23 protein-coding genes are annotated in these 26,333 nt (G+C 63.9%); 16 read left to right on the top strand and 7 right to left on the bottom strand.

From position 1 onward, the window contains the following. Positions 1–412 precede the first annotated feature (412 nt). The 6 genes from AC3FNH_RS06760 to AC3FNH_RS06785 all read left to right on the top strand — a co-directional run bounded on the left by AC3FNH_RS06760 (position 413) and on the right by AC3FNH_RS06785 (position 6,931). On the top strand, positions 413–1,570 hold the full coding sequence (locus tag AC3FNH_RS06760) for a porin (protein ID WP_276101360.1): 1,158 nt from the start codon (positions 413–415) through the stop codon (positions 1,568–1,570). 312 nt (positions 1,571–1,882) lie between these two features. After that, positions 1,883–2,863, top strand: a complete 981-nt coding sequence (locus AC3FNH_RS06765) for a quinone oxidoreductase family protein (RefSeq protein WP_488719468.1) — start codon at positions 1,883–1,885, stop codon at positions 2,861–2,863. Between the two features lie 59 nt (positions 2,864–2,922). Next, positions 2,923–3,984 (top strand): beta-keto acid cleavage family enzyme, encoded by a 1,062-nt coding sequence (locus AC3FNH_RS06770; protein WP_276101362.1) that lies wholly within the window; start codon positions 2,923–2,925, stop codon positions 3,982–3,984. A gap of 46 nt (positions 3,985–4,030) precedes the next feature. After that, entirely contained in the window at positions 4,031–5,026 is a 996-nt protein-coding gene (locus tag AC3FNH_RS06775; protein ID WP_488719469.1) for a Bug family tripartite tricarboxylate transporter substrate binding protein, read from the top strand. A 204-nt stretch (positions 5,027–5,230) separates the two neighbouring features. Further along, positions 5,231–6,190, top strand: coding sequence for a Bug family tripartite tricarboxylate transporter substrate binding protein (locus AC3FNH_RS06780; protein WP_488719605.1), 960 nt, complete (start codon positions 5,231–5,233; stop codon positions 6,188–6,190). A 93-nt stretch (positions 6,191–6,283) separates the two neighbouring features. After that, positions 6,284–6,931, top strand: coding sequence for a DsbA family oxidoreductase (locus AC3FNH_RS06785; protein ID WP_276101364.1), 648 nt, complete (start codon positions 6,284–6,286; stop codon positions 6,929–6,931). Between the two features lie 105 nt (positions 6,932–7,036). Here the strand turns inward: AC3FNH_RS06785 and AC3FNH_RS06790 are convergent, their stop codons facing one another. Then, positions 7,037–8,029, bottom strand: coding sequence for an NADPH:quinone reductase (locus AC3FNH_RS06790; protein WP_488719470.1), 993 nt, complete (start codon positions 8,027–8,029; stop codon positions 7,037–7,039). A gap of 34 nt (positions 8,030–8,063) precedes the next feature. Beyond that, positions 8,064–8,909, bottom strand: a complete 846-nt coding sequence (locus AC3FNH_RS06795; protein ID WP_276101366.1) for a TauD/TfdA dioxygenase family protein — start codon at positions 8,907–8,909, stop codon at positions 8,064–8,066. A gap of 255 nt (positions 8,910–9,164) precedes the next feature. Between AC3FNH_RS06795 and AC3FNH_RS06800 the strand changes: the two genes are divergently transcribed. After that, the gene (locus tag AC3FNH_RS06800; protein ID WP_488719471.1) at positions 9,165–10,214 is read left to right on the top strand and encodes an AraC family transcriptional regulator; all 1,050 of its coding nucleotides are present in this window, start codon (positions 9,165–9,167) and stop codon (positions 10,212–10,214) included. Between the two features lie 219 nt (positions 10,215–10,433). Here the strand turns inward: AC3FNH_RS06800 and AC3FNH_RS06805 are convergent, their stop codons facing one another. Continuing rightward, entirely contained in the window at positions 10,434–11,369 is a 936-nt protein-coding gene (locus tag AC3FNH_RS06805; RefSeq protein ID WP_488719472.1) for a LysR family transcriptional regulator, read from the bottom strand. 249 nt (positions 11,370–11,618) lie between these two features. On the opposite strand from AC3FNH_RS06805, the gene AC3FNH_RS06810 reads away from it, so the two are divergent. Together AC3FNH_RS06810 and AC3FNH_RS06815 are read left to right on the top strand one after the other, a co-directional pair. Continuing rightward, a complete protein-coding gene (locus AC3FNH_RS06810) occupies positions 11,619–12,905 on the top strand; it encodes an MFS transporter (protein WP_488719473.1) in 1,287 nt (428 codons plus the stop codon). 64 nt (positions 12,906–12,969) lie between these two features. Beyond that, complete coding sequence (locus tag AC3FNH_RS06815; protein ID WP_488719474.1) at positions 12,970–13,719, top strand: creatininase family protein; 750 nt, start codon at positions 12,970–12,972, stop codon at positions 13,717–13,719. A 149-nt stretch (positions 13,720–13,868) separates the two neighbouring features. Here AC3FNH_RS06815 and AC3FNH_RS06820 read toward each other — a convergent pair whose 3' ends face one another. Both AC3FNH_RS06820 and AC3FNH_RS06825 read right to left on the bottom strand, forming a co-directional pair. Next, positions 13,869–15,443 carry an aldehyde dehydrogenase (NADP(+)) gene (locus AC3FNH_RS06820; RefSeq protein ID WP_488719475.1) on the bottom strand — a complete coding sequence of 525 codons (1,575 nt, stop codon included), beginning with the start codon at positions 15,441–15,443 and terminating at the stop codon, positions 13,869–13,871. A 20-nt stretch (positions 15,444–15,463) separates the two neighbouring features. Next, positions 15,464–16,393, bottom strand: coding sequence for a dihydrodipicolinate synthase family protein (locus AC3FNH_RS06825; RefSeq protein ID WP_488719476.1), 930 nt, complete (start codon positions 16,391–16,393; stop codon positions 15,464–15,466). 140 nt (positions 16,394–16,533) lie between these two features. Here AC3FNH_RS06825 and AC3FNH_RS06830 point away from each other — a divergent pair, with 140 nt between their 5' ends. After that, complete coding sequence (locus AC3FNH_RS06830) at positions 16,534–17,493, top strand: LysR substrate-binding domain-containing protein (RefSeq protein ID WP_488719477.1); 960 nt, start codon at positions 16,534–16,536, stop codon at positions 17,491–17,493. Between the two features lie 29 nt (positions 17,494–17,522). On the opposite strand, the gene AC3FNH_RS06835 is transcribed toward AC3FNH_RS06830, so the two are convergent. After that, positions 17,523–18,503 carry a LysR substrate-binding domain-containing protein gene (locus AC3FNH_RS06835; protein ID WP_488719478.1) on the bottom strand — a complete coding sequence of 327 codons (981 nt, stop codon included), beginning with the start codon at positions 18,501–18,503 and terminating at the stop codon, positions 17,523–17,525. Between the two features lie 194 nt (positions 18,504–18,697). Between AC3FNH_RS06835 and AC3FNH_RS06840 the strand changes: the two genes are divergently transcribed. Together AC3FNH_RS06840 and AC3FNH_RS06845 are read left to right on the top strand one after the other, a co-directional pair. Next, a complete protein-coding gene (locus tag AC3FNH_RS06840; protein WP_488719479.1) occupies positions 18,698–20,443 on the top strand; it encodes an IlvD/Edd family dehydratase in 1,746 nt (581 codons plus the stop codon). A gap of 88 nt (positions 20,444–20,531) precedes the next feature. Next, positions 20,532–21,872, top strand: a complete 1,341-nt coding sequence (locus AC3FNH_RS06845) for an MFS transporter (RefSeq protein WP_488719606.1) — start codon at positions 20,532–20,534, stop codon at positions 21,870–21,872. A gap of 293 nt (positions 21,873–22,165) precedes the next feature. Here AC3FNH_RS06845 and AC3FNH_RS06850 read toward each other — a convergent pair whose 3' ends face one another. Beyond that, positions 22,166–23,092, bottom strand: coding sequence for a LysR family transcriptional regulator (locus tag AC3FNH_RS06850; RefSeq protein WP_488719480.1), 927 nt, complete (start codon positions 23,090–23,092; stop codon positions 22,166–22,168). A 95-nt stretch (positions 23,093–23,187) separates the two neighbouring features. On the opposite strand from AC3FNH_RS06850, the gene AC3FNH_RS06855 reads away from it, so the two are divergent. The 4 genes from AC3FNH_RS06855 to AC3FNH_RS06870 are packed head-to-tail and all read left to right on the top strand — an operon-like array spanning position 23,188 to position 26,235. Further along, positions 23,188–24,141 (top strand): ketopantoate reductase family protein, encoded by a 954-nt coding sequence (locus tag AC3FNH_RS06855; RefSeq protein ID WP_488719481.1) that lies wholly within the window; start codon positions 23,188–23,190, stop codon positions 24,139–24,141. Continuing rightward, positions 24,138–24,530, top strand: a complete 393-nt coding sequence (locus AC3FNH_RS06860) for a VOC family protein (RefSeq protein ID WP_488719482.1) — start codon at positions 24,138–24,140, stop codon at positions 24,528–24,530. The genes AC3FNH_RS06855 and AC3FNH_RS06860 overlap by 4 nt, the downstream gene beginning before the upstream one ends. A gap of 2 nt (positions 24,531–24,532) precedes the next feature. Next, a complete protein-coding gene (locus tag AC3FNH_RS06865; RefSeq protein ID WP_276103217.1) occupies positions 24,533–24,991 on the top strand; it encodes a MaoC family dehydratase in 459 nt (152 codons plus the stop codon). Next, entirely contained in the window at positions 24,991–26,235 is a 1,245-nt protein-coding gene (locus AC3FNH_RS06870) for a CaiB/BaiF CoA transferase family protein (RefSeq protein WP_488719483.1), read from the top strand. Before AC3FNH_RS06865 ends, AC3FNH_RS06870 begins: the two co-directional genes overlap by 1 nt. Positions 26,236–26,333: the final 98 nt, after the last annotated feature.

A 26,333-nucleotide genomic window follows, 5' to 3' on the forward strand; every position in this document is an offset into this window, starting at 1 on the left:
CGCAATCACGCGATTGTCCCAGGGTTCTTTCGTTTCAGGCGTTGTCAGCGTTGGTGACACGGACGACTCGCTACTCGCTACGTCTCCCAATACCCTCATCCAGTCCTGATCACCAGGCACTTGTCCGCCCGCGCCGTGCGCACTTCTTCCTGGCCTTGAGTCCGAGGCTGCCCGATTCTCAAGCATTGTCTCTTCCGGTCTGCTGACGCTGCGGTGAGTTCAAGCCGTGGTTTTTTGCCGACGCGTATCTGGCATTCACGGTTTCCAGGCTTGTCTTGTCTGGACACGGACTTGTCAATTCGTGACTTCCGGGAAGTCGCTGCGTCGCGCGACGGCAATGTTCCTTAGCATTGCCTCGCCATAGCGAGATGGCAGGACGATTCAAACAGAGAAAGGTGGAGGAGAGAACGGAATGAAGAAGACGATGATTGGCCTGGCGGCTGCTTGTGCCTGTGGAGCCGCCCAAGCGCAATCCAGCGTGACGTTGTACGGCGTGGTCGACGTGAACGTCGAATATGTCAATCACGTCGGAGCGGTGCCCTCGGCGAGTAATGGCTTCAACCCGGGCCAGGGCGGCAAGGTCATTCGCGAGGACGCTGGTGGATACTCCGGCTCTCGCTGGGGCCTTCGTGGCACGGAAGACCTGGGGGGAGGGCTGAAGTCGATCTTTGTCCTGGAGAGCGGCTTCAATTCCGATGCCGGCACCTCGCAACAGGGTGGCCGCCTGTTTGGCCGCCAGGCCTTCGTTGGTCTTGCTGCGCCATACGGCCAGCTTACCTTTGGCCGTCAATACACTTCCATGTTCTCTACGCTGGCCAACTTTGTGCCGGCGCGATACGCCACGCAGTATGAGCCCGTTGGCGTGATCGCCGGCGGCAACTTCCGCGAAGACAACACCGCGAAATATACGGGCACGTTCGGGGGCCTCACCGTCAATGCAAACTGGTCGTTCGGCGTGGGGACGACGCTTCCGCAAGTCACCTCGACCGTTCCGGCTGCGGGCGGAAATGGCGAGGTGCCGGGACAGTTCCGTCGCGACTCCGCCTATGGCGCTGGTGCGAGCTATCTTGCCGGGCCTTTCGGGGTGGGCATCGCGTATGACCAGTGGAATCCGACCATCGGAACCGGCAACGGGGCTTTCAAGAAGGCTGCGGTCATGGCCAGCTTTGCTTTCAATGACACCGCAAGGGTAATGGGCGGCTACCGCTGGGGCCAGAACAAGAGCCAGAACGGTACGCTGATTCTGCGCGACGATTTCTACTGGATCGGCGGTCAATACCGCTTGTCTTCCGCAATCGACTTTACGCTCGAGTACGACTATCAGAATGTAAAAAATCTCGGCGGCAACACTGGCCTGGCCAATCCATGGCAGATCGCCCTGATTGCCGACTATGCGTTCTCGAAGCGTACGGACGTTTATCTGACCACGGCCTATTCCAGGAACGGCGGTCTGGCCATGGAATCGGCCGCGAGCAACTTTGCCACCAGCCTGACGCTGAACAGTTACGCCCTGCCGAATGGCAAGACGTCGATGTTCGGCGCTGCCGTGGGTATCCGTCACATTTTCTGAGCCTGACGGGAGCCGGAAGCAGGGCTCGCCCAGCACATACAAGCGCCAGCGCGCTCTGCCGCAGTCCCGGGCAGAGCGCGCTGGCGCTTGTGCCTGGCCTTTTTCGCGCTGAGCGAGGCTTGGCATCGACGCCCGGATTGATGCTGCGGACAAGCCACGACACCGGCGCCGGGGTGTCACAAAAGGAAAAGACCAAGACGTGAACGGCAAAGCGGAAAGTTGCGCCAGGCCAGAAGATTCAGTTGTCCTTTGGCGAGCCCGAGCGGCAAGCCGCAGGTGAACAGTCAACTCTGATAAAAAACAGGAGACGACATGGCGAAAGTCGTGAAGTTTTACGAGACAGGCGGCCCCGATGTCCTTCGCTTTGAGGACATCAGTGTCGGCGAGCCGGGGCCGGGCGAAGTCCGCCTCCGTCACGCGGCCGTAGGCCTGAATTTCGCCGACACTTACTTCCGCAGCGGTACTTACCAGGTTCCGCTGCCCAGCGGCCTTGGCAACGAAGCCGCCGGCGTTATTGAGGCAGTGGGTGCCGGCGTCAAGCATCTGGCAGTTGGCGATCGCGTGACTTATACGGGCTTTACCAACACGCTCGGCGCCTACAGCACTGAGCGGCTGATCTCTGCCGCACCGCTGATCAAGCTGCCGCAGTCAATCAGTTGCGAGGTCGCCGCGGCCATGACGATGCGGGGCTTGTCAGCGGCCTACCTGATGCGCCGCATCTACCCGTTCAAGTCGGGCGACACCATTCTGCTGCACGCCGCGGCGGGTGGTGCCGGGCTGATCATTTCGCAATGGGCCAAGCTGCTTGGGCTGACCGTGATCGGCACGGTATCCACCGATGCCAAGGCCGAACTGGCGCGTGCGCATGGCTGCGATCACACGATCAATTACAGCCATGAGGACGTAGCGAAGCGTGTGCGGGAACTGACGGATGGCGTGGGCGTGTCCGTGGTGTTCGACAGCGTGGGCAAGGATACCTTCATGTCCTCGCTGGACTCGCTCAAGCGCCGTGGCCTGCTGGTATGCGTGGGTTTCGCCTCCGGCCCAGTCACGGGGTTCGATCCGGCGATCCTGGCCCGCAAAGGCTCGGCATACCTGACTCGCCCCGGCCTGGCGGACTATATCGCCGATCCTGCCGAAAAGGCGGAACTGGTCGACGAGTTGTTCGGCCACGTGGCGGCAGGCCGCATCCGCATCGAGATCAACCAGCGCTATGCGCTGGAGGACGCCGCGCAGGCACATCGGGATCTCGAATCCCGAAAGACCACCGGCTCATCCATTTTCATGATCTGACAGTTTCCCATCTGGTTCGACATTCTCAAGATTCACATCTCAACTGGAGATCCATCAACATGAACTTCCTCGACGGCCACCTCTATCCCGAGAACCAGCAACCGCTGATCATCACCGCCGCTCCCTACGCGCCGGGCTGGATTCCTTCGGACTTCCCGGAAGACATCCCCGTCACCATGGCGGATCAGATCCAGAAGGCGGTGGATTGCTACGAAGCCGGTGCGCGCGTGCTGCATCTGCACGTGCGCGAAGAAGATGGCAAGGGCAGCAAGCGCCTGTCCAAGTTCAACGAACTGATCGCCGGGGTGCGCGCCGCCTGCCCGGAAATGGTCATCCAGGTGGGGGGCTCCATCAGCTTCGCGCCCGAAGAAGGGCAGGCCGCCAAATGGCTCAGCGATGACACGCGCCATATGCTGGCTGAACTCGATCCGAAGCCCGACCAGGTGACGGTGACCGTCAACACGTCGCAGATGAACGTGACGGAGCATGCCGGTGTGGATGACTTCAAGGGCGTTTCGCGAGGATTCCCGCACCTCTACGATACCTACAAGGACATGGTCGTGCCCTCGAATCCGAGCTGGTACGAGGAGCACGTTCGACGCCTGACAGCCGCCGGAATTCAAAGCGAGTTCCAGTGCTACAACATCAACAGCTTTGAAACCATCGAGCGGATGATTCGCCGCGGCGTCTACAAGGGCCCGCTGGTGATGAACTGGGTGGCTATCAGCGGCGGCATGGACCAGGCGAACATCTACAACCTGGCAAACATCCTGCGTGCTGTGCCGGACGGCGCCGTGCTAACGGTGGAGAGTTCCGTGCTGAACGTGCTGCCCATCAATATGATCGGCATGGCTCTGGGCCTGCACGTGCGGTGTGGCATCGAGGATGTACTCTGGAACCAGACCCGCACGGGCAAGATGAGCACGGTCGAGCAGATCAAGCAACTGGTGCGTATCGCCGGCGAGTTTGGCCGCCCCATCGCGACAGCGCAGCAGACCCGCGAGATCCTGCAGCTTGGCGTGTTCTACGACACGGTAGAAGAAACGCTTCAGAAGAATGGCTTCGCCCCCAATCGTAACGGCGGCCACCAGGGCTTCCTGCGCAAGTTCGAATGCCAGTAAAGCGGCTTTGAGGGCGCGCTGACAGAAAATTACATGGAGGTAGACAATGGCATTCCGAATTCAACAGCGGGTCGCGGTCACGCTGGGCACGGGAGCGCTCCTGGCGCTGTGCGCTTCCGGCTGGGTGCAGGCGGAGGAGGCCTGGCCAGCACGCCCGATCCAGATGATCGTTGCGTCGTCGGCGGGATCAGGAACCGATGCCCTGGCACGCGTGATGGCGCAACGCCTGACGGCAGTCTTGAAGCAGCCAGTCGTGATTGAAAACCGGCCAGGCGGCAGTGGAGTCATCGGAACCAACGCTGTGGTCAAGGCGCCGGCCGACGGATACACGATTCTCTACACCACGGCATCGAACCAGGTCGTCGCCCCGGCCGTTCTGAAGACCATCCCATATGATCCGCAGAAGAGCCTTGTCCCGATCGCCGAGACGGCCGAGGGTGGCGTGATGTTGCTGGTGAGCAATGACCTGCCGGTCCACAACCTGCAGGAGCTTATCCAGCTGGTGAAGGCGAATCCGGATAAGTACAGCTACGCGAGCTGGGCCACGGGATCTTCAGGGCAGCTGACCATGGAGTGGCTCAAGAAGCAGACCGGCATGAAGACCGATCACGTCGCCTATCGGACCTCGAACCAGCTGTTGACCGACCTGTCCTCGGGTGTCGTGAAAATCGGTTGGACCGATCCGGCCGCGCCCGTTCCCTTCCTGCGTTCCGGGAAGGTCCGTGCCATTGCCATTACTGGCAATGTGCGCGCGCCGCAGCTTCCTGATGTCAAGACAATGGGTGAACAGGGCTACAAGTTCGATGCGGTGGGCTGGTTCGGCATGTTCGCGCCGGCGGGAACCAACCCGGCGATCGTGAAGAGGCTGGCCGATGAAGCCAACAAGGTCCAGGCGTCCCCCGAGCTGGCGGCCATGATGAAATCGATGAACTTTGGCCCGCCGCCGATGAAGACCTCGGTGCAGTTCGGCGAGACTGTCAGCCGCGATCTGCAAGTCTGGTCGAAGATCGCAACCGACGCAAAGATCCGCCTCGACGAATGAACGGTACGGCGCACGGGGGCGCCGACAACAGGCCCCACCCGGCCACGCTCAGCGCGCTGTCGTCAATTGTCAAATGCAGGGCGCACAAGGCAAAGCGGGAAGCATCGCCAGGCAGGATGATACGGATCCGCTGCGCTCGCCAGCGGCCGGTCCGACTGAATGGAGACTGCATTGAACTGCTTCACACAGATAGTGCGCCAGGGCATGGCGCTTACGCTTGCCTTTGGCGCACTGATGCCGGCCATGGATGCTGCCCGCGCCGCCGAATGGCCCACCAAACCTGTTCGCATACTTGTAGGCGCGCCTCCGGGCGGTACCGCGGACATGGTGGCGCGCCTGGTTGCCCATGAGCTCGAGGCTCCGCTCGGCCAGGCGGTGATCGTCGATTACAAGCCTGGCGCGGGCGGCACCATCGCCGTTCAGAGCATGCTGTCTTCGCCGCGTGATGGCTACACGTTTCTCCTGATCCAGAAGGGGATCGCCTCGGAAGTCCCGCACGTCATCAAGGCGCCGTACGACCCGTTCAAGGATATCGTCCCGATTGCCCAGCTTGCGCGCTCCAGCCTCATTCTGGTCGGGAATCCCGGCCTGCGCGCGAAGAATCTCGGGGAGCTGGTCACGTACATCAAGGCGAACCCGGGCAAGGTCGACTATGCAAACTTCGGTGTCGGCACGCGTGGCCATACGATGGGCGTGCAATTCAATCGCCTCGCCGGGCTCGATGCGGGCACGGTGAACTACAAGGGTTCGCCGCCCGCTCTGCAGGATGTCATGGGCGGACAAGTACCCCTGATGTTCGACGGCCCGGCGACTTCGTTGCCCTTCATCAAGGCCGGGAAGCTCAGGGCCTATGCCGTGGCTTCGCCCAAGCGCATGGCGGCACTGCCCGGTGTTCCCACCTTTTCCGAGTTGGGATATCCCGACCTCAGCGACGTGAGCTGGATGGGACTCTGGTCGGCGTCTGGCGTACCGCCTGCCGTGATCGCCAGGATGCGCGAGGCGGTGTTCATGGTAACGCAATCGCCCGCGCTGCGCCCAAGGCTCGAAGCGATGGGCATGGAGCCCGGCTCGCTGACCACTACTGAAGAGCTCTTGAAGGATATGCGCGAATCCTACGAGCGCCAGGGCAAGCTGTTGCGCTCCATCAACTTCACTCCGGACTGACGGCGGCGGGGTTGTGGAAGTCGCGCTTGCGCGCCTTCGGACAACCCTTGCTCGTCCAATGGCCAGCGCCATCAACGATCGCACCAGACCTCAATGACTCAAGCACTCACGATCGACTTTGTCTCCGATATCGCCTGCCCGTGGTGTGCCATCGGCTTGTCGTCGCTCAAGCAGGCGCTGGAGCAACTCGGAGACGAAGTGGATGCCGAGATCGTCGTGCATCCGTTCGAGTTGAATCCCGACATGCCGCCGGAAGGGCAGACGCTTCTCGACTACGCCAGCAAGAAAAACGGCAGCACGGCCGCGCAAGTCGCCGAGAGGCAGGCGCTGATCCGCGACCGCGGTGCCAGCGCGGGCTTCACCTTCGCCCCCAGGACGCACGTCTACAACACCTTCGATGGTCATCGGCTGCTGCACTGGGCGGGCGTGCAGGGCAAGAAGCTTGCGCTCAAGGAGGCGCTGCTGAAGGCCTATCACGGCAGCGGCAAGGACCCCAGCAATCACGAGGTGCTGCTGGAAGCGGCCCGATCGGTGGGGCTCGATGCCACGCAAGCGCAACGCGTGCTGGAGAGCGGCGAGTATGCCGACGAGGTGCGCGGCGAGGTGGCGCAATTCCAGTCGATGGGGATCAGCTCCGTTCCGTCGATCATTTTCGACAAGCGCTATCTTGTCTCGGGTGGACAGCCGGCCGAGGCCTTCCTGCGGATCATCCGCGAGGTGCTGGCGAAGCGCGAAGGCTGACGGCGGCGAGGGCGGTCGCCGCTCCGCGCTCCCGCTCAGAGTTGCCAGTGCTCCGGCATGTGATCGCGAAAGCCGGGAGCAATCACGACCGTTGGCTGATGTTGGCTAACTTGCCGTATTGCACCGGACCACGACGGTGCCCAGCTTGGTGCCCGCCTCGACAGCCAGGTGAGCCTGCGCGGTGTCTCGCAAGTCGAAGATACTGTCGACAGCATGAATGGCATCGGGGACGTCACTCATCCAGTGCGACAATCCCTGCTGGATGATCCAGCGAATCTCATAGGGCAAAGCGGGCAGGTATAGCCCCTGCAGGCAGAGATTCTTGCGAATCAGAGCGACCAGGGGAAGTGCCTGGTGGGCGCCGCTGGCATACGAGACCCACTGCGCATGATGGGCGGCGACCTGCAGGCAAAGCCCTGCATTGTCGACCGCATTGACGTCGACAATATGATCGACACCATGTCCCTGAGTGGCAACGAGAATCTGCAGCGCGGCATCCGCAGCTGCGTAGTCGATCACGACATCGGCGCCGCCGAGTGTGGCGTGGGCCGCCTTGCGCCCCGGGCTGGTGGTGGCCACGACATACGCACCTCCCCACTTGGCGAGCTGCACCGCGTAGTGCCCGACGGCGCCGGCGCCGCCGGTCACGAGGATCCGCTTTCCCTTGATCGCGCCATGCTGAAACAGGCTCCAGTAGGCGGTCATGGCCGGAATGCCCAGGCATGCGCCCTGCGTGAAGTCCAGGTGCTCCGGCAGTGGCGATGTCAACTCATGTGGGAGGCAGATGTATTCCGCCGCCGTACCGAAAGGGCGCCCGCGCTGTCCGAAATGCAGCCAGACTCGCGACCCGAGCATCCTTCGGTCGACGCCGTCACCAAGCCTGTCGATCACGCCAGCACCGTCGCTATTGGGAATAATGCGCGGGAACTCCATGCCGCCATGCATGCGTCCCGCTCGCCGGTTGGCATCGGCCGGATTCACGCCCGACGCATGGAGCCGCACGCGTACTTCGCCGGGTGCCGGTCGCGGCGTGGGCAGGTCGCCGAATGCCAGTACCTCCTCGGCCTGCCCTTGCTTCTCGTACCAGATCGCTTTCATGATGCCCTGACCCACCCGCTGGCCCGCTTGCGCCTCAGTATGGGATATCGCCCACGATGCCGGCGCGCTCCAGCTTGCGCGGTGCCGGGAAGTAGTCGTTGACGGCGTAGTGCTGCGTGCAGCGGTTGTCCCAGACTGCTACGTCGCCCTCCTGCCAGGCCCATCGCACCTGGTATTCGGGAATGGTGGCGCGGCTGGTCAGGTAGTTGAGCAGCAGGGAGGCGCCTGGCGACTTGTCGATGCCATGGCGCACGTTGGCCGGCGTGCTGTAGTTGGTGAAGTGCGTTGTGAACGAGGCGCCGACGAACAGGATCTTCTCCCCGGTCTCCGGATGGGTCCGCACCACCGGATGCTCGACCGGCGGATGATCCTGCGCGAGCTTGGCGCGGTTTTCCGGCGTCATGACCGCGCCGAAGCTGTGCTCGATGCTGGCCCGGGCGCGCAGGCCGTCGATCTTTGCCTTGATCTCCTCCGGCAGCTCCTCATACGCCTTCACCATGTTGACCCAGATGGTGTCGCCGCCGATCTCGGGACATTCGATGCAGCGCAGCACGGCACCCATGGCCGGATTGGGGCGCCAGAGGCCGTCGCAGTGATAGCTGTTCTCGTAGCTGTGCGGGTTGTCGCTCCGGTAGACCTTCACGAGGCCCGGATATTCGGGAACACTGCCGGCGACAGGATGGTCTTCCAGTTCGCCAAAGCAGCGCGCGAAGGCCACGTGATCGGCGCGCGTGATTTCCTGCTTGCGAAAGAAGAGGACCCGGTGCTTGAGCAGTGCCGCCTTGATTTCGGCGAAGAGCGCCGGATCGCGCGCCGCCTCGCCGAGGTTGACGCCAGTAATCTCGGCCCCGATGGCGGGGGTGATTTGCCTGATCTTCATTTCCTTGTCTCCTGCAGTGTTGGTGAGTGCAAGGAAGCTTGCATCACGTTCGACCGATTCCCGAATAGCGTGCCCGGATCATCCTGCCTGGGGACATTTCACGCTTTGCCTTGTACGTCTTGCACTTGGCTTTTTGCGACACCCGGTGCTGACATGGGGAGCTCGATTCCTGGAGCGGAGGGCGTCGGGTTATCCTTGCTTGACAACACATGGCAGCTATCTATCATGGGCTGTCAATGTTCAGTGTCGTCCCTGATGTCGTTACTTGTCCGCGCCGCGGCCCTCACCAACTACAGCGAGGTTGCTCGTGCCGCCGGGCTGAATCCGGTGCGGATGATGATTGACGCCGGGATCAGTCCGAGCGTCCTTCACGAGCCCGACCTGATGATCCCGGTGGAGCGTTTCGGCCGCCTGCTACAGGCCTCCGCGACCTTGTCGGGCAACGAGAGTTTTGGCTTGTGCATGGCCGAATCCCGCCTGTTGTCCAATCTTGGGGCGGTGGGAATGCTGATCCGGGACCAGGCGACGCTACGCGACTCGCTTGGCATGCTGATCCGCTACCAGCGGATGCTCAATGGTGCTCAATCGCTGGCGGTCGAGGAATGTGGCGATCTGGTCATCATTCGCGAGGCGCTGATCGCGGGCAATGCGCATCAGCCGACTCGCCAACGGGTCGAGTTGGCGCTAGGAGTCATGGTGCGATTGATCCGCCAGCTCCTGAAGCCCGACTGGCAGCCGCAGCGCGTGTGCTTCGAGCACCCGGCGCCGCGCGATCTTAGTACGCATCACCGTTTCTTCGGTCCTTACGTCGAATTCGATTGTGATTTCAACGGCATCATCTGCGCGAAGGCAGATCTCGATGCCCGCAATCCGTGGGCCGATCCGGCCATGGTGCGCTATGCCCAGCGTCTGATAGACGAGTCCGCCATGCCGCAGCAGGCAAGCATGCTTGAGGACGTGCGGCGCACGATCCCGCTGCTGCTGCCCAGCGGGCGCTGCAGCATCGAGCAGGTGGCCGAACACATGGGCGTGGTATGCCGTACGGTGCAGAGACGGCTGGCCGAGCAGGGGCAGAGCTTCTCGTCGATCGTTAACGAAATCCGCACGGAGCTCGCGACGCGCCATGTCATCGAGAGCGATCGTCCGCTGACCGAGGTGGCGACCTTGCTCGGTTTTTCCGCGCCAAGCGGATTCTCGCGCTGGTATCACGCGCAATTCGGCTGCAGTCCTAAGGAAAGCCGTGCGGCGCACGGCGCTGCGCGGCGACAGGCGGCGTCTTCGCCGGCCAGCACGGCATCATCCTGAGCAGCCCATCCATCCCGCCGGGGATCCGCCGGCACCATGCCTTCCTTCAGGCCTTCAGGCCTTCAGGCCTTCAGCCAGCCGCCGCAAACCATCCGGCGCACGGCGCGGGGTGCGGAATTGCAGGCCGCCCAGCTGCCGCAACTGACCGGTGTGCGTGCTATCCCGAAGCATCCCGCATTCCGCTTGCGCTCCCGCCCGCGGGACGGCGGGGCTACTGCACTACTGCCCGTCTCCGTCGGCGCCGTGCCGCGCGAACATCGACATATACCGGGTGATGTGATCCAGCAGTTCGAGCGCTGCCGCCGGTAGCGGCCTGCCGGACTTCACCAGCAGCCGGGCATGTGTGCGCAGGAACAAGGGGTGATCGATCGGCACGACGACGAGCGTTCCCGCCGCGATCTCGCGATATGCAGCGAACTCCCCGATCAACGTCATGTAATGATCGTAGGCAACGAACTGCTTGAGCGCCGTCAGCGAGTTGCTAACCAGCGTCGCGCGGATCGAGATGTTCTCGGCGAACTCGACCATGCTCAGTGCATGCCCGACGCCAAACGACGCCGGCATCATTGCAAGCGGATAGGCCAGCAGGTCCTGGATGCTGGCCGGGCCGCCGCGCTGGGCCAGCGGGTGGCCGGGGCGGACCAGCAGGACCACCGGTTGCGGAGCGCTTGCGCGGTACTCGATGCGCGGATGCGGCGGCGGATTGTAGGCCAGGCCGATATGCGCGCGGCTTTCCGCGACTTCCTCCAGCACGCTATCCACCGCCAGGATGTCCATGCGGATATCGAGTCTGGGGTAGCGCGCGCAGAACTGCGCCAGAACTTCGTTGACCAGCAGATCCACATAGCCCTCGCTTAGTACCAGGCGGATCTCGCCCTGCTGCAGCCCCTTGAGCGAGTGCAACTGGTCCTCGAGCTTCTCCTGATGCGAACGATAGCCCCGCCAGAACTCGAGCAGGTGCGTGGCTGCCAGGGTCGGCTTGAGGCCCCGTGGTTCGCGCTCGAACAATGTCGCGCCGAGCTCTTCCTCGAGCAGGCGGATCTGCCGGGTGATCACCGATGGCGATGTATTGAGGCTTTCGGCAGCGCCGCGGATGGTCCCTCGCGCCAACACCTCACGGAAATACCGCAACCGCTGCTGATTGATCTCTCGCATGTTGAACCGCCTGCTCAATGTGTAATTGGCCGGGGCAACAACGATACCTGAACCCGGCATCGCTTGCCTGTCATGTGCGGCGCGGGACACGACACGACATCGGGTGCGGCGTTGGCGCCGCCCCCCGGGCTTCTGTTGCCCAAAAGGGAACGGATCGTGGACTTAGTTGCTCTTTGCCCACCTCGCCGCCGCTGCCAATATCAACGCCATAAAAGATGCATTGACACACCCCACCCGGAGACAGGCAGCATGCTGGCAATCCCAACCCCGAGCACCGTCGACGACGCCACAGCCCTCTACAGCAAGATCAACTGGCGCCTGCTGCCATTCCTGCTGATCTGTTATCTGTTTGCCTACCTGGACCGCGTCAACATCGGCTTCGCCAAGCTGCAGATGCAAGGCGACCTGGCGTTCTCGGACGCAGCATATGGCGTCGGAGCCGGCATTTTCTTCCTGGGCTATGTCCTGTTCGAAATCCCGAGCAATCTGCTGTTGCCGCGGGTCGGGGCACGCAAGACGTTCAGCCGCATCCTGGTGCTGTGGGGGATCACGTCCGCCTGCATGCTGTTCGTGCGCAATGTGCCGATGTTCTATGCCATGCGCTTCCTGCTCGGCATCTTCGAGGCCGGCTTCGCACCGGGGATGATCTACTACCTGTCATGCTGGTACGGGCCGCAACGCATGGCCCGCGCCATTGCCATCGTGTTCCTGGCGGGTCCGATCGGCGGCATTGTCGGTGGCCCGGCCTCGGCATGGCTGATGACTGTGCTTGCCGGCCATGCCGGCCTGGCCGGCTGGCAGTGGATGTTCCTGGTCGAGGGGCTGCCCTGTGTGGCGCTGGGCATCCTCGCGCTGCGGCTGGTGCCGGATCGCCCGGCGCAAGCGGCCTGGCTCAGCGAACAGGAGCGGCGCCTGCTCGAAGCGGAACTCGGCCATGCGGCGGCGCACAAGCACTCGTTCAAGGCGGTCGCAAAGGATGCCAGGGTCTACGTGCTCGCACTGGCCTACTTTTGCATCATCGCCACCATCTACGCCATCAGCTTCTGGCTGCCGACCATCATCAAGGCGCAGGGCGTGGCCGATACGGTGACACTGGGCTGGTATTCCGCCTTGCCTTACGTGGCTGCCGCATTCGGCATGTACTACATGGGCCGCAAGTCCGACCGCTCGGGCGAACGGCGCTACCACAGCGCGCTGCCGGCGCTGGCCGCCGGTGCGCTGCTGGCCGCGTCGATCCTGGCCGATGGCAACCTGGCCGTGTCGCTGGTGCTGCTCACCCTCGCCACCATGGGGCTCTGGATGGCGTACACGGTGTTCTGGGCCATGCCCGCCGAATACATCAAGGGGCCGGCGGCGGCCGGAGGCATTGCGCTGATCAACACCATCGGGCTGTCGGGCGGCTTCTGGGGGCCCGCCATCATCGGCTGGGCCAAGACGGCAACCGGCAACCTCCATCTCGGCGTGCTGCTGATGGCCTGCCTGCCGCTGCTGGCCGCCCTGATCATCCTCGCCAACAAGCTTCCCGCGAAACAGTGATCTCGCGCTGCGGGACACAACGCCATCCATGACGTCCGGCGCACGGACCAAGACAGGAGTACCTATGCGACTGCATCTTTCAACCTGGGCTGAGATCGAGCAATACCTTGCGCGCAGCCGCACCATCGTGGTCCCGATCGGCTCGAACGAGCAGCATGGTCCGACCGGGCTGCTCGGTACCGACTGGCTGTGCCCGGAGATCATTGCGAATGAAGCGGAGAAGAGCGCGGATATCTTGGTGGCGCCGACGTTCAATATCGGCATGGCTCAGCATCATCTGGCCTTCCCGGGCACCATCTCGCTGCGTCCGTCCACCTTTATCGCGGCGATCGGCGACTGGGTCCGTTCGCTCGCGGGGCACGGGTTCGAGAAGATCCTGTTCCTGAACGGCCACGGCGGCAACGTGGCTTCGATCGATGCCGCGTTCTCCGAGCTCTATGCCGAAGCCAGCTTTGCCAGGCGCCGCGCGGGATTCGCGCTGAAGCTCTGCAACTGGTGGGATCTGGAGGGCGTCGGCGAGCTGGCGCGCGAGCAGTTCCCGCAGGGCCATGGCGCGCATGCCACGCCGTCGGAGATCGCGATCACCCAGTGGGCCTTTCCCGATGCCGCAAAACATGCGGACTATGCGCCGAAGATCGCGCCCTCGGGCCCGATCCGCGAAGCGCTGGACTTCCGCGCGCGCTATCCCGACGGCCGCATTGGCTCCGACCCGGGACTGGCGAATCCGGCGAAGGGCGCTGCGCTGGTCAGGCTGGCGGCGCAGAGCCTCGCCCGCGAGTTGGATGCATTCAGCCGCGAGCCGCTGGCCGAGTGATTGCCGCCCGCCGCACCGGCAGGTCCGGAGCAAGTCGCGGTGTCGAGATATTCCTGCAGCAGGCGCAGGACTAGCGTATGAGCGGGGCGTTCCGTGCCACTAAGCCGAGCAGGTCCCGCTGGCGATGCTGCGTCCACATAAGCGATTCCCTAGCGCTGCAGTTTGCCGTCAAGGCGCCAGGCGTGGCGCTGCTCGCAGTCGGGGCGCAGCGAGGCGGGAAGCAGGTCCGCGGGCATGTCCTGATAGCTGACCGGCCGCACAAAGCGCGCGATGGCGAGGCTGCCGACCGAAGTCGAGCGGCCATCCGACGTGGCCGGCCAGGGGCCGCCGTGGACCATGGCGTGCCCGACTTCAACGCCGGTGCCGAAGCCATTGACGAGGATGCGACCAGCCAGGCGCTCCAGCGCGGGCAGCAGCGTGCGCGCGGCATCGTGGTCGGCTGGGTCGATATGCAGAGCCGCAGTAAGCTGGCCCTCCAGCGATTCGACCACGCGTCGCATTTCTGCTGCGTCGCGGCAGCGCACCACCAGCGACGACGCGCCAAAGACTTCGTGGCGCAGCGTCTCGTCACCCAGGAAAGCTTCGGCGCTGGTGCTGAACAGCGCGGCTTGTCCTTGCAGTGCATTGCCTGCCTTGCCGCGCGTCACCAACTGTACCTGCGGATGCTGCGCAAGCGCGCTGACGCCGTTGCAGTAGGCATGCAGGATGCCGGCGGTCAGCATGCTCTGTGCGCCGATTTCCGCCAGGCTTGCGGCCGCCGCATCCAGGAACCGGTCGAGGCCCTCGCTTTCCACCGCCAGCACGAGTCCGGGGTTGGTGCAGAACTGTCCGGCGCCCAGCGTCAGCGAACCGGCAAAAGCCATGCCGATGGCTGGCGCGCGGTTGGCCAGCGCATGCGGGAACAGCAGCACCGGGTTGATACTGCTCATCTCGGCATACACGGGAACCGGTACCGGGCGCGCTGCGGCGATTGCCATCAGTGCCTGTCCGCCTGCACGCGAGCCGGTGAAGCCGACCGCCCTGATGCGCTGGTCCGCCACTAGCCCCTGACTGATTTCCAGCCCCGTATCAAAGAGCAGGGAGAAGGTGCCTTCGGGCAGGTCCAGGTCCGCGACCGCTTTCTGGATGGCGCGGCCGACCAGTTCAGAGGTGCCGGGATGCGCGGGATGCGCCTTGACGATGACGGGGCAGCCCGCGGCCAGTGCGGACGCGGTATCGCCGCCCGCGACCGAGAATGCCAGCGGGAAGTTGCTGGCGCCGAACACCGCGACCGGGCCCAGCGGGATCTGGCGCATGCGCAGGTCGGGGCGCGGCAATGGCTGGCGTTCGGGCTGGGCCGGGTCGACGCGCAGCTCCAGGAAATCGCCCTGGCGCAGCATGCCGGCGAACAGCCGCAGCTGGCCCACGGTGCGGCCGCGCTCGCCTTCGATGCGGGCGCGCGGCAGGCCCGATTCGCTGGCGCAGCGCTCGATGAGCGCATCGCCTAGCGCCAGGATGTTGCCGGCGATGGTTTCGAGGAAATCGGCGCGCCGCGCGGGCGCGATCTCGCGGTAGGTGTCGAAGGCCCGCCATGCCAGCGCGCAGGCTTCGTCGAGCTGTGCCGGCGTGGCCCCGCCGAATGCCGGTTCGAGCGTGGCGCCGGTGGCGGCGTCTATGGCGTGCAGCGTGCCGTGGGTGCCGCGAACCGCGCGGTGGCCGATCAGGAGTTCACCAGAGAGCGTCATGTCTTGTCCTTCCTTGAGGTTCAACGGGCCCAGCGCAGCACCAGCGGATCCAGCCGCCGCGCAATCCTCAGCAGCCCCTCGCGCGTGGCCGGATGCAACGGTTGCAGCGGATGGCGTACGGCGTCCGAGGCAATCACCCCACCTTCCTTCATCAACGCCTTGCTGGTCGCCAGCCAACCCTGCCGGTTCTCATAGTTGATCAGCGGCAGCCACTGCTGGTAGCGCTGCGCCGCCAGTTCAGCGTCGCCGGACTGCCATGCGTCCAGGATCTGGCGGATGCCGTCCGGAAAGCCCGCCCCGGTCATCGCGCCGGTGGCGCCCGCTTCCAGGTCTGCCATCAGCGTGATGGCTTCCTCGCCGTCCCACGGCCCGACAATGGCGTCGCCGCCCAGCTCGATCAATTCGCGCAGCTTGGCCGCGGCCTGCGGCACTTCGATCTTGAAGTACGAAACATTGGCCAGCTCACGTGCCATGCGGGCCAGGAAGGGCGCGGACAGCGTGGTGCCGCTGACCGGTGCATCCTGGATCATGATGGGGATATCGACGGCATCCGAGACCACGGAGAAAAAGTCATAGATACCGCGCTCGGGCACTCGGATGGTGGCGCCGTGGTAGGGCGGCATCACCATCACCATCGCGGCGCCGGCGTCCTGCGCGGCGCGGCTGCGCTCGGCGCAGATGCGCGAGCTGAAATGGGTGGTGGTGACGATCACCGGCACGCGGCCGTCCACGTGCTCCAGCACGGTCTTCATCAGCACGTTGCGCTCGTCGTCGGTCAGCACGAACTGCTCGGAGAAATTGGCCAGGATGCAGATGCCGTGCGAGCCCGCATCGATCATGAAGTCGATGCAGCGGCGCTGGCCGTCAAGGTCGAGGCCGCCCTGCTCATCGAAGATGGTCGGCGCGACCGGGAATACGCCGCGGTAGACGGGCGGGTGGGATCGGGTCATGTCTCCTCCTTGCGGTCGGCACGTGGCCGGCTCGGATAGTAGGCAGTTGGCAGGTCGGGGCAATATACGAGCGGGGAGAGGGCCTGTATATTGAAATCTTTCCATCTGGTGATCGCTTTTACGACTCACTTGGCTACAACATGAAATCCACCCTGGACACCCTCACCGGCCGCCTGCGCATGAAGCAACTGCAGCTGTTGATCGCACTGGACGAGCATCACTCACTGCACCAGGCTGCCGCCGCGATGGCGATGACCCAGTCCGCTGCCAGCAAGTCGTTGCAGGAACTGGAGGGGATGCTGGAAGCGCCACTGTTCGAGCGCAGCAAACGCGGCATGCGCACCAACGCCTTTGGTCATTGCGTGATCCGCCACGCCCGGCAGCTGGTTGCGGACCTGAGCGCGATGTGCGAGGAAGTGGCCGACATCCGCGCCGGCAGCGGCGGGCGCGTTGCCGTCGGCGTGATCATGGGCGCAGTACCGGATGTACTGGTGCCGGCGCTTGAGCAGTTGCGGCAAGCGCATCCGAACCTGGCGCTCGAAATTGTCGAAGACACCAGCCTGCGCCTGCTCGGGCAGCTCGACGATGGCCACCTCGACCTCGTTCTCGGCCGCTCTCTAGTCAGTGATGAACCCGGCAAATATCACTACCATCCGCTTGGCGATGAGCAGGTGTCCGTGGTGGTCGGTCACGCTCATCCCGCGCCTCGCGTACGCGCCATGGGCTTTGCCGACCTCGCCGGCTATCGCTGGATCACTTACGCTGGACACATGCCGATGCACGCACTGCTTCAGCGCGAGCTGGACCATGCCGGCGTCAGGTTTCCCGCCAATGCGATCTCCACGTCATCGGCGCTGATCACCGTGGCGATGCTGCAGCGCGATCCCGCGCTGGTGTCGCTGCTGCCGGCCAGCGTGGCCGAGTTGTTCGTGCGCCAGAAGATGCTGCGCGTCCTACCCGTGCCGCTGCAATCGCGGCAGGAAACCTTCGGCATCGTTACGCGGCGCGGCGGCGCGTTGTCGGCTTCGGCAAGGCAATTGGTGGCGATCCTGAAAGCCGGGCCGGGAAGCCAGCGGCGGAGGCATAGCCCCGAGGCTTAACCGCGGTATAGATGCAGTTAATGCTGGCACTACTGGTCGTAAATGCGCAGTGCCGTCTCGCGCAGCGCATCCGCGACCAGTAGCGCGCCGGGCGACATCAGCCGGTCGGTCGGCGTGATCAGGCCGAAATCGTCCATACGGCAGGGCATGGCCATCGGCAGCACTTCTACCATGCCGAACGTCACGTAGTACTGCGCCACGTCCGCCGTTAGCACCGCGATCATGTCTGACTGCGTCACCATGCGCGTCAGGAACAGCAGCGCGGCGGTTTCCACTACATTGGTCGGTGGCGCCAGGCTGGCGCGCTGGAACATCAGCTCGAAGCGGTGGCGCAGCACCGTGCCTGCCGGCGGTATCAGCCAGGCGGCGTTCGTGGTGTCCGCCAGCGCCAGGGTGGGCGCCGCCAGCATCGGGTGGCCGGGCCGCACCACGGCGCAGACCGGCTCTTCCGCCATCGGCTCGTAGCGCAATCGACCCTTGTCGTGCTCGGGAAACAGGCGCGCGACCACCATGTCCAGCTTTTCCTGCCCGAGCCGGTCAAGCAGCACGTTACTGCTGTCGATTTCTACGGAAACGCGTAGTCCGGGGTAGCTCGCCTTCACCCGCGCAATCGCCGGTGGCAGCAGCCGCACGCCAGGCGAGGTGATCGCGCCTATCGCCACGTGGCCGAGCCGGCCCGCCTTCAGCGCCAGAACTTCTTCGCGCGCCTGGTTCAGGCTGCCGACTACCGCGCGCGCATGCCGGATCATCGCGCGGCCATAGTCCGTCGGCGCCATGCCGCGCGGCAGGCGCTCGAACAGGGGGACCGACAGCACCTCTTCCAGCTCGCGCAACTGTTTGGATGCGGCCGGCTGTGTCATCGCCAGCCGTTCCGCAGCGCGGTGGATGCTGCCCTCGTCGGCGACGGCCAGCAATAGCAGCAACTGTCGTGTCTTGAGGCGGGTGTGGCTGTGCCAGGAGGATGCCGCAGGCGGTGCATCAGCTGCAGCGGAAACGCCGGGGACTTCCATAGGGTAAATACCAATGCCGATATCGATATCAAAAACTCCTAACTCTTCATTAGTAGTATATCGCCAAGCTGCATACACTCCGGCCAACAAAAATAATCGGAGACAGCGTGGCGCTGGCTATATGCGCCAAACCGCTGGATCCGTCGTCCCTGCCATCTCCGCGCCCTTTCCGCGGCCCTCGCATCAGGAACAACATGTCGGATTCCAAGGACAAGCAACGTAAGCCGCTGCGCTCGACGGCGTGGTTCGGCACCGCTGATAAGAACGGCTTCATGTATCGCAGCTGGATGAAGAACCAGGGTATCCCCGAGCACGCGTTCGACGGCCGCCCTGTGATCGGCATCTGCAATACGTGGTCGGAACTCACGCCCTGCAACGCGCATTTCCGCAAGCTGGCCGAGCACGTCAAGCGCGGCGTGTACGAGGCCGGCGGTTTCCCGGTGGAATTCCCAGTGTTCTCCAACGGCGAATCGAACCTGCGCCCGACCGCCATGCTGACCCGCAACCTGGCCGCGATGGACGTGGAAGAAGCGATCCGCGGCAACCCGATCGATGCGGTGGTGCTGCTGACTGGCTGTGACAAGACCACGCCGGCGCTGCTGATGGGCGCGGCCAGTTGCGACGTGCCGGCCATCGTTGTCACTGGCGGGCCCATGCTCAACGGCAAGCTCGACGGCAAGGATATCGGCTCCGGAACGGCGGTGTGGCAGTTGCATGAGTCGCTGAAGGCGGGCGAGATCAACCTGCACCAGTTCCTGTCGGCCGAAGCCGGCATGTCGCGCTCGGCCGGCACCTGCAACACCATGGGCACCGCTTCGACCATGGCCTGCATGGCCGAAGCGCTGGGCACTTCACTGCCGCACAATGCGGCGATCCCGGCGGTCGATTCGCGTCGCTACGTGTTGGCACATATGTCCGGCATCCGCATCGTTGAGATGGCGCGCGAAGACCTGACGCTGTCGAAGATCCTGACGCGCCAGGCGTTCGAGAACGCGATCCGCGTCAATGCGGCGATTGGCGGCTCGACCAACGCCGTGATTCACCTGAAGGCAATCGCTGGCCGCATCGGCGTGCCGCTGGAACTGGAAGACTGGAGCCACGTTGGGCGTGACACACCGACCATCGTCGACCTGATGCCGTCGGGCCGCTTCCTGATGGAAGAGTTCTACTATGCCGGCGGCTTGCCCGCGGTGCTGCGCCGCATGGGCGAGGCCGGACTGTTGCCGCATCCGAACGCGCTGACCGTCAACGGCAAGGCGATCTGGGACAACGTCAGGGACGCACCAATCACCAACGACGAAGTTATCCGCCCGCTCGACAAGCCGCTGATCCGCGACGGCAGCATCCGTATCCTGCGCGGCAACCTGTCGCCGCGCGGCGCAGTGCTCAAGCCGTCGGCGGCAACGCCGAAGCTATTGCGCCATCGCGGCCGTGCGGTAGTGTTCGAGAACCTGGAGCACTACAAGGAGCGCATCGTCGACGAGTCGCTCGATGTCGACGAGAATTCCGTCCTCGTCCTCAAGCGCTGCGGCCCGCGCGGTTATCCAGGCATGGCGGAGGTTGGCAACATGGGCCTGCCGCCCAAGCTGCTGCGCCAGGGCATCAAGGACATGGTGCGTATTTCCGATGCGCGCATGAGCGGCACCGCCTACGGCACCGTGGTGCTGCATGTGGCACCGGAGGCTGCCGCCGGAGGGCCGCTGGCGATCGTGCGCGACGGCGATTGGATCGAACTGGACTGCGAGGCCGGGCGCCTGCATCTGGATATTGATCCCGCCGAGTTCGAGCGCCGCATGGCCGAGGTACAGCCGCTGCAGGCGCCCGCCGATGGCGGCTATCGAAAGCTCTACGTCGACCACGTGCTGCAGGCGGACGAAGGCTGCGACCTCGACTTCCTGGTCGGCTGCCGCGGACGCGAGGTACCGCGCCACTCGCACTGACCATCCAACAGATGCACTGAATGCGCGCGGCCTCCGCGGCGCGCGTGACCCCATAAAAGAATAGAGGAGACTAGCCATGCAGCAAGGCATGCAGACCGCGCCGCTGGAGCGCGCCGTCCCAGGACAAGAAATCGGCGCACCAGCGCAGGAAGAGACCCGCATCATCGGCATGCTGGTGCGCCGGCTGATCCCGTTCCTGGCGCTGATTTACGTGGTGGCGTATATCGATCGCTCGGTGGTCGGCTTTGCCAAGCTACACATGAACGCGGCGATCGGTCTCAGCGACGCGGCCTATGGCCTCGGCGCGGGTCTGTTCTTCGTCGGCTACTTCCTGTGCGAAGTGCCGAGCAACCTGGCGCTGGAGCGCTTCGGCGCACGCCGCTGGTTCGCGCGCATCCTGCTGACCTGGGGCCTGATCACCATGGCAATGGCGTTCACGCAGGGTGCCCACAGCTTCTATGTACTGCGCTTCCTGCTTGGGGCGGCCGAAGCCGGTCTGTATCCGGGCATCCTGTACTTCCTGACCAAGTGGTTCCCGATGCGCCATCGCGCGCGCATCATCGGCCTGCTGGTGCTGGCCCAGCCGATCGCGCTGATTATCACCGGACCGATTGCCGGCCTCGTGCTGTCGACGCAGGGCGCGTTCGGTATGTCCAACTGGCAGACGCTGTTCGTGCTGAGCGGACTGCCCGCGGTGCTGCTGTGCCTGCCGACGTTGAAGATTCTGCCGGAAGCGCCTGCCAGTGCCAAATGGCTGGCACCGGCCGACCGCGCCTGGATCGAGCGCGAACTTGCCGCCGACCAGGCAGCCTATGCACTCAAGCCGCATGGCAACCCGCTGCACGCGCTCAAGGATAAGCGCGTACTGCTGCTGTCGTTGCTGTTCCTGCCGTTCCCGCTGAGCATCTACGGGCTGTCCCTGTGGCTGCCGACCATCATCAAGCAGTTCGGCGTCACTGATGCGATGACAGGCCTGCTGTCGGCGGTGCCCTATCTGTTCGCGGTAGTCGGCCTGTACTTAGTGCCGCGCCACTCGGACCGCAAGGGCGAGCGCTACGGCCATATCGTAGTGGTGTCGGGGATGGCCGCGATCACCATGGCATTGAGTGCCTGGGTGCAGTCGCCGGTGCTGCAGTTCCTGTTTATCTGCCTGACCGCGTTCTCGATCTATTCGATCCAGGCGGTGGTGTGGGCGCTGCCGGGTGAATTCCTGACCGGCGCCAGCGCGGCAGTGGGCATTGCCACCATCAACTCGCTGGCCAACCTCGGCGGCTACTTCGGGCCGTATGGCATTGGCGTGATCAAGGATGCGACCGGCAGCCTGGCGGCCGGCCTTTACTTCCTGGCGGCAATGCTGGTCTTCGCGGTGGTGATGGCGTTCGTGGTGCGGGCCGCGCTGCGGCCGGGGTCAGCGCAATCTGCGGCGTGAGCGGCGTCATCGGTTTTGGGCTGTCGAGATGTGAATCGGGTCAACCAGATTCTGTTTGCTTCCGCCGAGCGTTACAAAAAGCGGGACTAGTCGAATCTGCGTTCCGATGCTGGGCGTCGCGGCAAGGCCGTCCATGCGGACGTTCACCCTTCTCTCCGTAAAGGAAACGGGGAAGCGTCTCAAGCCGGACGTCCTTTGCACAACGCGACGCCAAAAAGGCGAGCGAACGCGCCCACCGACTCGCGACAGCCGTGGTCCAGCGCGACTCGCGTGGTTAGCGCACTCGGCACTGTTCAGGTGCGGGACTCCGCTCCTTGATGTGTACTTCCAAATAATTGCGTCATCTGACTGCGTAGCCAACGATTGCCCGCCTCATGGTGATACCGCGCATGCCAGTGCTGACGAACTGCAAAGCCATCTACCGCGATCGGGCAGGCATGCACGGCCAAGTCGTTGGCTTGCGCCAGGGTTTCGCCGATATGCCGGGGCAGGGTAGTAATCAAGTCGGTGCTCCTGATGATGGCCCCCAGTCCCAGGAATCCCGGCAACTCCAGTACTACCACCCGCTCGATGCGGTTCCTCACGAGTGCCTGGTCGAGAAGCTGCGCGCCGGTGCCTGACGCGATCGCGACGTGTCCCTCCGCGCAATATTGCTTCAATCCCAGCCGGGCGCGAATTCTCGGGTGTTGGCGGTTGGCCAGGCACACCCAGTCCTGTTCGTACAACTGCTGCTGGTAAATGCCTCCGCTCAGCCAAGGCACATAGCCGATCGCGAGGTCGGCCTCCCCGGATTCCAGAGCCCGCTCCGTGTTGCCGTCGATCCGCGCTGCCTCTAGCTTCACGCCCGGCGCCTGGGCGCGCAGATGCGCCAGCAGGCGAGGTAGCAACGTGATATGGCTGGCGTCCGTCATGCAGATGCGAAACCGGCGCAGTGCGGTGAGCGGGTCGAACGCCACTTCCCAGGCGGCGAAGCGCCTTAGCGATTCAAGGATCTCCCGGCATGGCCCGATGAGTGCGTCCGCCTGTGGCGTCGGTGCCATCCCGCCGGGCGTACGTATGAACAGGGGATCCTGTAAGTGCTTTCTAAGGCGCCCTAGCCAGATGCTGATGGTCGGTTGGCTTTGACCGAGCTGCTCTGCCACGCGTGTCACGTTGCGAGTGTCATAGAGCAGGTCGAAGAGCTGGAGCAGCTTCGGGTCCGGAAGGTCCGTCGGTGTCATCGCATTATTGTAATACGCAATGATGCTATGTTACCCATTGCATTGTCACAATAACAGGCTCCTCCTATCGTGTAGGCACATGCCAAGGAGATGCCATGAAGATTGCAATTCTGGGTGCCGGCGCGCTGGGCTGCGCAATTGGTGCCACCCTCACTGAAGGCGGCCACGAGACCTGGCTCCTCGACCGCTTCGAAGCGCACGTCGACGCCATGCGCCGTGACGGCCTGCGGGTCGACGATGCCAGCGGTTCCAGGCAGGTCAAAGTCCGCGCGACAACGCGCGGGGCTGAGGTCGGTGTTGCCGATCTGGTGATCGTCCTGGTCAAGTCCTTCCATACAGACTCCGCCATGCGTGGCGCAATGGAACTGGTCGGACCAGACACGCTCGTGCTGTCGCTGCAGAACGGTCTCGGACATGAAGACATTCTCGCCGACATTGTGGGCCGCGAGCGCGTGTTGGCGGGCAAGACATACGTCGGAGGCGTGCTGCGCGGTCCGGGGCACATCGAATCCGGCGTGATCGGCAAGGCTACCCATATCGGGGAACTCGACGGTCGCCTTACCAGCCGCGTCAATGCGATCGCCGATGCCTTCAACACTGCCGGCCTGACGACCAAAGTCAGCGACAACATCATGGGCACGATGTGGGACAAGCTGCTGGTCAACGTCGCCACGGGCGCGATCACCGGCATCACCGGCCTGACCTACGGGCAGCTCTACGAAGAATCGGTGCTCAAAGCGACCTCGCTGGCAGCAGTGGCCGAGGCGATGGCCGCGGCACAGGCGGCAGGCGTCAGGCTGTCCATGACGGACCCTGAGCAAGCGTGGGTGTTGGCCGCGGAAGGGCTCCCAGCCGCATTCAAGACGTCAATGTTGCAAAGCATCGAGAAGGGCTCCGTCACGGAAATCGACTTTATTAACGGCTCCGTCGTTCGATGGGGGCAGCGGCATGGTGTGCCCACGCCGGTCAACGCAACCCTGGTGGCCTGCATCAAGGGCGTGGAGCGGGCCATGGCCGATCGGCAGCAGCGGCAGGGAGCGGTTTCATGAACTCACCAAAGGCCTACCTGGAACACGTCGCCATCTGGGTAAAAGATATCCACTGGCACATCCGCTTCTTCGAGGACGTCTTCGGCATGACGATGCGCGAGGTGGACGGAACACCCGACGAGCCGCGGCAGTACTGGACGCTCGGCGGACTGCAGTTTATCCACGCTCCTGGTCACGATGGTCCGGAGGGCCGGCTCGCCCACCTCGGCGTGATGTGCGAGGACCTGGAGGCGGTGCTCGCCGCGGCGCAGCGCTACGACGTGAAAGAAATGACGCAAGGACGCAACTGGCTACGGCTACCCGACGGCCTGGCCGTGGAATGCATTCAGGCCAAGCCCGCCTCGTGCGTCGCGCAAGCCCTGGCCATCAACCCTCGTGCGGAGGCATGAAAGTGACAATCATCGAGAAATACTGGGACGACGCCCGGGAGGGCGACGAGTGCACCAGTCCGACCTACACCGTGACGAAGGCTCGCATCCTGGCCTACGCCGAACTCACCGGCGACCACACGCCGGTACACGTCGACGAGGACTACGCCAATGCCAGCCACTTCGGCTGCATTGTGGCCCACGGCTTGTTCGGCCTGTCCATCGCCGATGGCTTGAAAACGCAAAGCGAATACCGCTTCCTTCCCGGCATGTCCCTCGGCTGGACATGGGACTTTCTGCTGCCCATCAAGGTTAACGACGTGCTGCATGTGAAATTCCGCGTTGGCGTCATGCGGCCGAGCAAGAGCCGCGCCGGCTGGGGCATCGTCACCCTGCCGTCCGAACTGATCAACCAGGACGGGCAGGTGGTGCAACGCGGCGAACATCGCCTGATGGTGCCGCGCCGTCCGGGAGCAGTCTGATGCAAGCTCGTCCACTTGAAGGAATTCGCGTCATCGACTACAGCCACTTCCTGGCCGGTCCGTACGTGGGACGCTGCCTGGCGGCTCTCGGTGCGGAGGTGATCAAGGTCGAGCGCCCTGGCAGCGGTGACGCCGGCCGGCAGCATGCCACCGTCCTCGATGACCAGCAAAGCGGTTACTTTCTCCAGCTCAACATGGGCAAACGCGGCGTGAGCGTCAACATGAAGGATCCGCGCGGCAAGGCCTTCATGCAACGGTTGTGTGATTCGGCCGACGTGTTCGTCGAGAACTACCGCCCGGGCGCGCTGGAAAAGCTGGGACTGGGCTATGCCGACTTGTCGGCGCGCAACCCCGGCCTCATCTATTGCTCAATTTCTGCCTACGGCCACACCGGGCCTGACGCGCATCGGGCCGGCTTCGGACTAATCGCCGAGGCCAAGAGCGGCATCATGCAAATGATTGGCACGCCGGGCGAGGCGCCCCCTTTGCTTCGCATCTCACTGGGCGACATGTACACCGGCATCCACGCCGTCGCCGCCATCAACGCGGCGCTGCTCGGGCGGGTCAAGTCGGGTAAGGGCCAGCATATCGATATGGCGCTATACGACACGCTGGTCTCCATGCACGAGTATGCGGTGCAGTGCTACACGCTCTCGGGCGGCAGGGTCCTGCCCGAGCAGACCGGGCATGACATGCCGACGTCGACGCTGTACGGAGTGTTCACCGCGGCCGACGGATACGTCGTGATTGCCGCGCAGGTCGACGATGCATGGCGGCGTTTCGCAGCCCTCGTCGAATCCCACGGTGGCCCGGAAGGCTTTAGCTCTGACTCCCGCTTCTACAGTCTCAATGGGCGCAACGCCGGACGTGAGGAAATTCTAGCCGTCATCAATCCGTGGGTCGCGGCGCGACGTGTGTCGGAAGTTCTCGCCCTGCTGGACAGCATCGACGTCCCTTGCGCAAAGGTGCAACGCATCGACGAGGTGCTGGCCGATCCGCAGATTCAGGCGCGCGGCATGATCGTGGAACAGGAACATCCGCGCTATGGGGCGTTGAGGTTGCCCAATTTGCCGTTCCGGTTTTCCGACTGCGACACCACTATTTATCAGGTGGCCCCCGACCTGGGCCAGCACAACACTACTGTCGCAGCGAGTCTCGGCTACACAGACGAGGAAATCGCCTCTCTTGAAGAGGATGGTGTCTTCTACAGTGCGCGGGTCGATACGAGCGCCGCGACTGCGTAGTTCGCAATTCTTGAGGATACCCGGCAAGGGAAACAGTACAGAACGCCGGCGGAGGCCACTCCAGAAGGGCAGCGCCGGCTTTGGAACACGTCAGGAGA

Source organism: Cupriavidus sp. 22TCCZM01-5, assembly GCF_057798915.1.

Coding starts and splice junctions, on each gene's coding strand:
- AC3FNH_RS06760 (WP_276101360.1), top strand. CDS start 413: ATGAAGAAGACGATGATTGGCCTGGCGGCTGCTTGTGCCTGTGGAGCC.
- AC3FNH_RS06765 (WP_488719468.1), top strand. CDS start 1,883: ATGGCGAAAGTCGTGAAGTTTTACGAGACAGGCGGCCCCGATGTCCTT.
- AC3FNH_RS06770 (WP_276101362.1), top strand. CDS start 2,923: ATGAACTTCCTCGACGGCCACCTCTATCCCGAGAACCAGCAACCGCTG.
- AC3FNH_RS06775 (WP_488719469.1), top strand. CDS start 4,031: ATGGCATTCCGAATTCAACAGCGGGTCGCGGTCACGCTGGGCACGGGA.
- AC3FNH_RS06780 (WP_488719605.1), top strand. CDS start 5,231: ATGGCGCTTACGCTTGCCTTTGGCGCACTGATGCCGGCCATGGATGCT.
- AC3FNH_RS06785 (WP_276101364.1), top strand. CDS start 6,284: ATGACTCAAGCACTCACGATCGACTTTGTCTCCGATATCGCCTGCCCG.
- AC3FNH_RS06790 (WP_488719470.1), bottom strand. CDS start 8,029: ATGAAAGCGATCTGGTACGAGAAGCAAGGGCAGGCCGAGGAGGTACTG.
- AC3FNH_RS06795 (WP_276101366.1), bottom strand. CDS start 8,909: ATGAAGATCAGGCAAATCACCCCCGCCATCGGGGCCGAGATTACTGGC.
- AC3FNH_RS06800 (WP_488719471.1), top strand. CDS start 9,165: ATGTCGTTACTTGTCCGCGCCGCGGCCCTCACCAACTACAGCGAGGTT.
- AC3FNH_RS06805 (WP_488719472.1), bottom strand. CDS start 11,369: ATGCGAGAGATCAATCAGCAGCGGTTGCGGTATTTCCGTGAGGTGTTG.
- AC3FNH_RS06810 (WP_488719473.1), top strand. CDS start 11,619: ATGCTGGCAATCCCAACCCCGAGCACCGTCGACGACGCCACAGCCCTC.
- AC3FNH_RS06815 (WP_488719474.1), top strand. CDS start 12,970: ATGCGACTGCATCTTTCAACCTGGGCTGAGATCGAGCAATACCTTGCG.
- AC3FNH_RS06820 (WP_488719475.1), bottom strand. CDS start 15,443: ATGACGCTCTCTGGTGAACTCCTGATCGGCCACCGCGCGGTTCGCGGC.
- AC3FNH_RS06825 (WP_488719476.1), bottom strand. CDS start 16,393: ATGACCCGATCCCACCCGCCCGTCTACCGCGGCGTATTCCCGGTCGCG.
- AC3FNH_RS06830 (WP_488719477.1), top strand. CDS start 16,534: ATGAAATCCACCCTGGACACCCTCACCGGCCGCCTGCGCATGAAGCAA.
- AC3FNH_RS06835 (WP_488719478.1), bottom strand. CDS start 18,503: ATGGAAGTCCCCGGCGTTTCCGCTGCAGCTGATGCACCGCCTGCGGCA.
- AC3FNH_RS06840 (WP_488719479.1), top strand. CDS start 18,698: ATGTCGGATTCCAAGGACAAGCAACGTAAGCCGCTGCGCTCGACGGCG.
- AC3FNH_RS06845 (WP_488719606.1), top strand. CDS start 20,532: ATGCAGACCGCGCCGCTGGAGCGCGCCGTCCCAGGACAAGAAATCGGC.
- AC3FNH_RS06850 (WP_488719480.1), bottom strand. CDS start 23,092: ATGACACCGACGGACCTTCCGGACCCGAAGCTGCTCCAGCTCTTCGAC.
- AC3FNH_RS06855 (WP_488719481.1), top strand. CDS start 23,188: ATGAAGATTGCAATTCTGGGTGCCGGCGCGCTGGGCTGCGCAATTGGT.
- AC3FNH_RS06860 (WP_488719482.1), top strand. CDS start 24,138: ATGAACTCACCAAAGGCCTACCTGGAACACGTCGCCATCTGGGTAAAA.
- AC3FNH_RS06870 (WP_488719483.1), top strand. CDS start 24,991: ATGCAAGCTCGTCCACTTGAAGGAATTCGCGTCATCGACTACAGCCAC.